General features: G+C 73.0%; 4 protein-coding genes. 2 read left to right on the top strand and 2 right to left on the bottom strand.

Going from position 1 to position 6,515, the window contains the following annotated elements; all coding sequences use genetic code 11:
- Positions 1–98: 98 nt before the first annotated feature.
- Both mltG and AC068A_RS27355 read right to left on the bottom strand, forming a co-directional pair.
- Complete coding sequence (mltG, locus tag AC068A_RS27360; RefSeq protein WP_478588902.1) at positions 99–1,007, bottom strand: endolytic transglycosylase MltG; 909 nt, start codon at positions 1,005–1,007, stop codon at positions 99–101.
- Positions 1,008–1,062: 55 nt separating this feature from the next.
- Positions 1,063–2,907, bottom strand: a complete 1,845-nt coding sequence (locus AC068A_RS27355) for an ABC transporter ATP-binding protein (protein ID WP_478588901.1) — start codon at positions 2,905–2,907, stop codon at positions 1,063–1,065.
- A 101-nt stretch (positions 2,908–3,008) separates the two neighbouring features.
- Between AC068A_RS27355 and AC068A_RS27350 the strand changes: the two genes are divergently transcribed.
- A complete protein-coding gene (locus AC068A_RS27350; protein ID WP_478588900.1) occupies positions 3,009–3,470 on the top strand; it encodes a MarR family winged helix-turn-helix transcriptional regulator in 462 nt (153 codons plus the stop codon).
- 25 nt (positions 3,471–3,495) lie between these two features.
- Entirely contained in the window at positions 3,496–6,429 is a 2,934-nt protein-coding gene (locus tag AC068A_RS27345; protein WP_478588899.1) for an FAD-binding and (Fe-S)-binding domain-containing protein, read from the top strand.
- Positions 6,430–6,515 lie beyond the last annotated feature (86 nt).

The following is a 6,515-nucleotide window of genomic DNA, read 5'->3' as shown; positions in this document are numbered from 1 at the left end:
CAAGGCCAAGGCCAGCCGCCACCGCGACTGGCCCCAGCCCACCCGACCTCCACACGACGCCATCGCGATCCTGCCGCCGTAAATCAACGGCATTGGGGCTAACCGGGCGGAGAGCCCGCCTGTGCCCGCCCGGCGCCGGCCCCCGCGCCGGCGGGGGCCGCGGCTGCGGCCGCAGCTGCGGCGCGGGCGCGGTTGAAGTCCGCCACGTGCCTCTTGTGCTCCTCGTACGTCGCCGAGAAGCGGGTGTCCCCCGGCTTGACGGTCACGAAGAACAGCCAGTCGCCGGGCGTGGGCGCCACGGCGGCCGCCATGGCCTGGAGCCCGGGGCTGTCGATCGGCGTCGGCGGCAGTCCCTGGCGGCGGTAGGTGTTGAAGGGGTGGTCGATGCGCGTGTCGCTGATCTTGGTGTCCACCGTGCGGCGGTTCAGCGCGTAGTTGATGGTGGAGTCCATCTGGAGCGGCATCGACCGCGCCAGCCGGTTGTGCACGACGCGGGCGACCTTGCCCATGTCGGTGCGGGTATCGGCCTCGGCCTCGATGATGCTGGCGAGGGTGGCCGTCTGGTACGGGGTCATCCCGTGCGCCTTGGCGCCGTCGGCGACGGCTCGCGTGGCGAGCTTCTGGTTGGCCGTCCGCACCATGTAGGCGAGCAGCTCCGCGGCCGTGGTACTGGAGGTCACCGGGTACGAGGCCGGGAACAGGAAGCCCTCCGGGTTGCCCCTCGCCTCCGCGGGCAGGGCGAGTTCGGCCGTGGCGGCGGCCGCTTTCGCGGCGCCGGCCGGGAGCTTGAGCTCGCGGTCGATGGCCGCGTAGACCTGGGGGGCGCGCCAGCCTTCGGGGATGACCAGCACGCGCGGCTTCTCGGGGGCCTCCGCTTCCTCTTCCCGCAGCAGCGGTCCGAGGGTGACGGCCGTTCCGATGACGAGCAGCATGCCGAGGAAGAGCGCCAGACGGCCCCGGCGGGTGAGCCGGTAGGGACGCCGTGGCGGCCGGTACTCATGACGCATGCGGGCACGCTAACCCGCGAACCGCCGCATTCCCGGCATCACACCCCCGCATCCGTCATACGATCACACGTTCCGCCGTGGGGGCGTGGGCGGCCTCCCTGTCCCGCTGGACCAGGGCGGCGTACCGGCCGCCGGTCGCCAGCAGCTCCTCGTGCGTGCCGCGTTCGGCGATGCGGCCCTCGTCGAGGACGACGATCTGGTCGGCGTCGCGGATGGTCGAGAGCCGGTGCGCGATGGTGATCGTGGTGCGCCCCGCGGAGAGCGTGTCGATGGCCTGCTGCACGGCGTGCTCGGTCCGGGTGTCGAGCGCGCTGGTGGCCTCGTCGAGGATCAGCACCGGCGGGTCGCGCAGGATGGTGCGGGCGATGGCCAGGCGCTGTTTCTCGCCGCCGGAGAAGCGGTAGCCCCGCTCGCCGACGAGGGTGTCGTATCCGTCGGGCAGGGATGCGATGTGGTCGTGGATCTGGGCGGCGCGGGCCGCTTCGGCGATCTCCTCGTCGGTGGCGTCGGGTTTGGCGAAACGCAGGTTGTCGGCGACCGAGGCATGGAAGAGGTAGGTCTCCTGGGAGACCACGCCGATGGACCGGGCCAGCGAGTCGAAGTCGAGGTCGCGCACGTCCACCCCGTCGAGAAAGACCCCTCCGCCGGTGACGTCGTACAGCCGGGGCACCAGGTAGCTCAGGGTGCTCTTGCCGGAGCCGGTGGGGCCGACCACGGCGAGGGAGCCGCCGGCCGGGACGGTGATGTCGATCCCCGTCAGGGTGGGCCCGTTCTCGGCTTCGTACGCGAAGTGCACGTCCTCCAGGCGGATCTCGCCCTTGGCCCGCTCCAGGCGCACGGGGTCCTCGCGCTCGGTGATGTCCACTGGCAGGTCGAGGTACTCGAAGATGCGCGCGAACAGGGCGAGGGAGGTCTGGATCTGCACGCCGGTCGACAGCAGGCTCACGGCGGGCCGGAACAGGCCCTGCTGGAGCGTGACGAAGGCGACGAGCGTACCGACGGAGAGGGAGGGGGCACCGGTCTGCAGGGCTATGCCGGCGGCCCAGTAGATGAGCGCCGGCATGGCGGCCATGACGATGCCGATGGTGGACATCCGCCAGCGCCCGGCCATGCTGGAGCGCACTTCGAGGGCGACGAGCTGCTCGGACTCCTCGGAGAAGGAGCGGGTGAGCGAGTCGGCGCGGCCCATGGTCCGGCCGAGCAGGATGCCGCTCACCGACAGCGACTCGGTGACCGTCGCGGCCATGGCGGCCATCTGCTTCTGCCTCTGGAAGGTGATCCTCTTCCGCTCGCGGCCGACCCTCCGGCTGATCCATACGAAGAGGGGCAGCAGGAGCAGTGAGACCAGGGTGAGCCGCCAGTCGAGCGCGAGCATGGCCACGACGGTGGCGACCACGGCCGTGAGGTTGGAGACGAGCGAGGTCGCGGTGGAGGTCACGGTGGCCTGCATGCCGCCGATGTCGTTCGCTATTCGGGACTGCACCTCGCCGGTGCGGGTGCGGGTGAAGAAGGCCAGGGGCATCCGCTGGAGCTGGGCGTAGACGGCGGTGCGCAGGTCGTGCATGACGCGCTGGCCGACCGTGGTGGAGATCAGGGTCTGCAGGACGCCGAAGACGCTGGTGACGACGGCGATGAGGATCATGCCGAGCGCGAGCAGGCTGAGCAGCCCGGTGCGGCCCTCGGGGATGGCGACGTCCAGGATCTCCTTGAGCAGGAACGGCGAGGCGACGCCGACCAGCGAGGACGCACAGACGAGGAGCCCCACGAGGGCCAGCCGGCCGCGATAGGGGCGGAAGAGGCCCATGATCCGGCGCAGCTCGCGCGGCCGCTCCCCGGGGCCGGGGCGGCGGGGGTCGAGGGATTCCTTCGATGGCGTCCAATTCGGTTCTTCGGAGCGCATGGGCCTCCTTATGACGGGACTCGGACTGCCGACGACCAAGACGAGCATAGCTCACTGTTACCTATACTCACAATGAGTCCGGTCCTGCTACTGTTCCCAGTATGAGCACCGCTTCCGAGACCGACAGCACAGACGGCGTGCTCGCCGAGCAGCTGCTGCGGCTGACCCGCCGGCTCCACCGGATCCAGAAGCGCCACCTGGAGCCGCTGGGCATCACTCCCGCCCAGAGCAGGCTGCTGCGCCTGGTCTCGTACTCCGATGGTGAACAGCCACCCCGGATGGCGGATCTCGCCGCCCGCCTGGAAGTCGTGCCCCGCGCCGTGACGACCCTGGTGGACGGTCTGGAGGCCGCCGGGTGCGTGCGCCGCGCCCCCGACCCGGCCAACCGGCGCGTCATACGGATCGAGCTCACCGACACGGGACGCGAAACGCTGCGCCGGCTGCGCAGCGCGCGAACCGACGCCGCAGAGGAGATCCTGGCTCCGTTGACCGCCGATCAGCGGGACCTGCTCGGCGGCCTGCTGGCCGCCCTGACGGACGCCCCCGAGGGGCGCCGCTGCTGACGGGCCGAGGAGCGAGGGGTCGCGCATGCCGCTGCTGGAACCGAAACCCGGGGCCCTGCGCCCGCACGGCATCGGCGGCCCCTCCCCCGACCGCATGCCCGAGTGGCGTGCCGGCGGCACCCCCGAGCCGCTGCGCGGCGAGCTGACGGAGCTGCTCGGCGCCGAGAAGGTGCTGTGGAAGGCCTCCGACCTGGTCCGCTACGCCTCCGACGCCTCGCCCTACCGGTTCGTGCCGCAGGTGGTGGTGGTCGCGCAGGACATCGACGACGTCTCCGCGGTCCTCTCGTACGCCCACGGGAACGGCCGCGAGGTCGTCTTCCGGGCCGCCGGAACCTCGCTCAACGGCCAGGCCCAGGGCGAGGACATCCTCGTCGACGTACGCCGCCACTGGGCCGGCATCGAGGTCCTGGAGGGCGGGCGCCGGGCCCGGATCCGGCCGGGCACCACCGTGGCGCGGGCCAATGCCGCCCTCGCCCGGTACGGCCGCGTCCTCGGCCCCGACCCGGCCAGCGCGATCGCCTGCACCCTCGGCGGGGTCGTGGCCAACAACTCCTCCGGCATGACGGCCGGAACCACCAGGAACGCGTACCGGACCCTGTCCTCCCTGGCCTTCGTACTGCCGGGCGGGACCGTCGTGGACACCGCCAACCCGCTGGCCGACGAGGAGCTGTCCCGCGCCGAGCCCGCCCTCTGCCGCGGCCTGATGGAGATCAAACGGGAGATCGAGGCCGACCCGGAGCTCGTCGCCCGGATCCGGGCCAAGTACGAGATCAAGAACACCACCGGCTACCGCCTCGACGCCTACCTGGACGGCAACACCCCCGTCGAGATCCTGCGCGGGCTGATGGTCGGCTCCGAGGGCACCCTCGGCTTCCTCGCCGAGCTGGTCTTCGACACCCTCCCCCTGGACCGCAAGGCCTCCGGCGCGCTGCTCTTCTTCCCCTCGCTGCCCGCCGCGGCCGCCGCCGTGCCCCTGTTCAACGAGGCGGGCGCCCTCGCCGTCGAGATGATGGACGGCAACACCCTGCGCGCCTCCGTCAGCGTCGCGGGCGTCCCCGGCGACTGGGCCCGCCTGCCGAAGGACACCACCGCCCTGCTGGTGGAGTTCCGCGCCCCCGACGAGACGGGCCTGGCGGAGTACGAACGGCGTGCCGCCGGGGTGCTGGCCCGGCTCGACCTGGTCGCACCCGTCCCCTCCGCCGCCAACGCCTTCACCCGGGATCCGGGGACCCTCCACGGCTACTGGACGGCGCGCAAGGCCTTCGTCACCGCCGTCGGCGGGGCCCGCGCCCCGGGCACCACCCTGATCACCGAGGACTTCGCCGTGCCGCCGGCACGCCTGGCCGAGGCCTGCGAGGCGCTGCTGGCGCTCCAGGCCGAGCACGGCTTCGACGCGGCCGTCGCCGGCCACGCCGCCCACGGCAACCTGCACTTCCTGCTCGCCTTCGACGCCGCCCGGCCGGCCGACGTGGCGCGCTACGCGGCCTTCATGGACGCGTTCTGCCGGCTCACCGTGGACCGGTTCGACGGCTCTCTGAAGGCCGAGCACTCCACGGGCCGCAACATGGCCCCCTTCCTCGAACTGGAGTGGGGGCACAAGGCCACCGAACTGATGTGGCGCACCAAGCGGGTCGTCGACCCGGAGGGGCTGCTCGCCCCGCGGATCCTCCTCGACCGCGACCCGCAGGCCCACCTGCGCGGCCTGAAGACGATCCCCCGGGTCGAGGCGGTGGCCGACCCGTGCATCGAGTGCGGGTTCTGCGAACCGACCTGCCCCAGCAAGGACCTGACGACCACGCCCCGTCAGCGCATCGTGCTGCGCCGGGAGATGGTGCGGCAGCAGCCGGGCTCCCGGGTGCTGGACGAGCTGCTCGACTCCTACGGGTACGACGCCGTGGACACCTGCGCCGGCGACTCCACCTGCATGCTCGCCTGCCCCGTCGGCATCGACACGGGCGCGCTGATGAAGGACTTCCGCCACCGCCGGCACAGCCCGCGCGAGGAGTGGGCGGCCGAACTCGCCGCCCGGCGGTTCACGGCCGTCGAGGGCGCCGCGCGGCTGGCTGCGGCGGCCGCCGGCACCGCCGCCGGAGTCGTCGGGGACCGGCTGCTCGCGGCGGTCACGGGGGCCGCGCGCCAGGCCGTACGCCCCGACCTGGTGCCGCAGTGGCTGCCGCAGGTCCCCGGTGCCGCCCGCAGGCTCCCCGCGACCCGGCGGGTCGGCGCGGCGGCCGTCTACTACCCGGCGTGCATCAACCGGATCTTCGGCGGGCCGCAGGGCGAGCCCGGGCCGAGCCTGCCCGAGGCCATGGCGGCCGTGTCCGAGCGGGCCGGCAAGCCGGTGTGGATCCCGCCGGACGCCGTCGGCACCTGCTGCGCGACGATCTGGCATTCCAAGGGCTACGAGGCCGGGAACCGGGTGATGGCCAACCGGATCGTGGAGGCGGCCTGGGGCTGGACGGCCGGCGGACGGCTGCCGCTGGTGGTCGACGCCTCGTCCTGCGCGCTGGGCATCGCGCGCGAGGTGGTCCCGTTCCTGACCGACGACAACCGCGCGCTGCACGCGGACCTGACGGTCGTCGACTCCGTCGTCTGGGCGGCGCGGGAGCTGCTGCCGCGCCTGGCGGTCCGGCGCACGGCCGGCTCGGCGGTCCTCCACCCCACCTGCTCGATGCGGCACTTGGGCACGGAGGGGGCGCTACGGGCGGTGGCCGAGGCCTGCGCGCGGGAGGTGGTGGTGCCGGACGACGCGGGCTGCTGCGCCTTCGCGGGCGACCGGGGCATGCTGCACCCGGAGCTTGCGGCCTCGGCGACGGCGCGCGAGGCGGCGGAGGTGACCGCGCGCGAGTTCGACGCGTACCTGTCGGCGAACCGGATGTGCGAGGTGGGGATGGAGCGGGCCACCGGCCGCCCCTACCACTCGGCCCTGGTCGAACTGGAGCGCGCCACGCGCCCCTGAGCCGGTGCGCTTCGGCAGCGGGACGTCGGCACACCCCGCAGCGTGACGCCGTGGCCAACGCAAAATCGATTGCCCGGGGCCGATCC

This window comes from Streptomyces sp. NPDC043854 (assembly GCF_056436005.1).
The sequence above is the reverse complement of the archived record's forward strand: the minus strand, read 5'-3'. Positions and strand labels throughout refer to the sequence as shown.

What these genes read in the sequence shown, in the direction of transcription:
- AC068A_RS27345 (WP_478588899.1), top strand. Translation starts at nt 3,496, where the DNA reads ATGCCGCTGCTGGAACCGAAACCCGGGGCCCTGCGCCCGCACGGCATC.
- mltG (WP_478588902.1), bottom strand. Translation starts at nt 1,007, where the DNA reads ATGCGTCATGAGTACCGGCCGCCACGGCGTCCCTACCGGCTCACCCGC.
- AC068A_RS27355 (WP_478588901.1), bottom strand. Translation starts at nt 2,907, where the DNA reads ATGCGCTCCGAAGAACCGAATTGGACGCCATCGAAGGAATCCCTCGAC.
- AC068A_RS27350 (WP_478588900.1), top strand. Translation starts at nt 3,009, where the DNA reads ATGAGCACCGCTTCCGAGACCGACAGCACAGACGGCGTGCTCGCCGAG.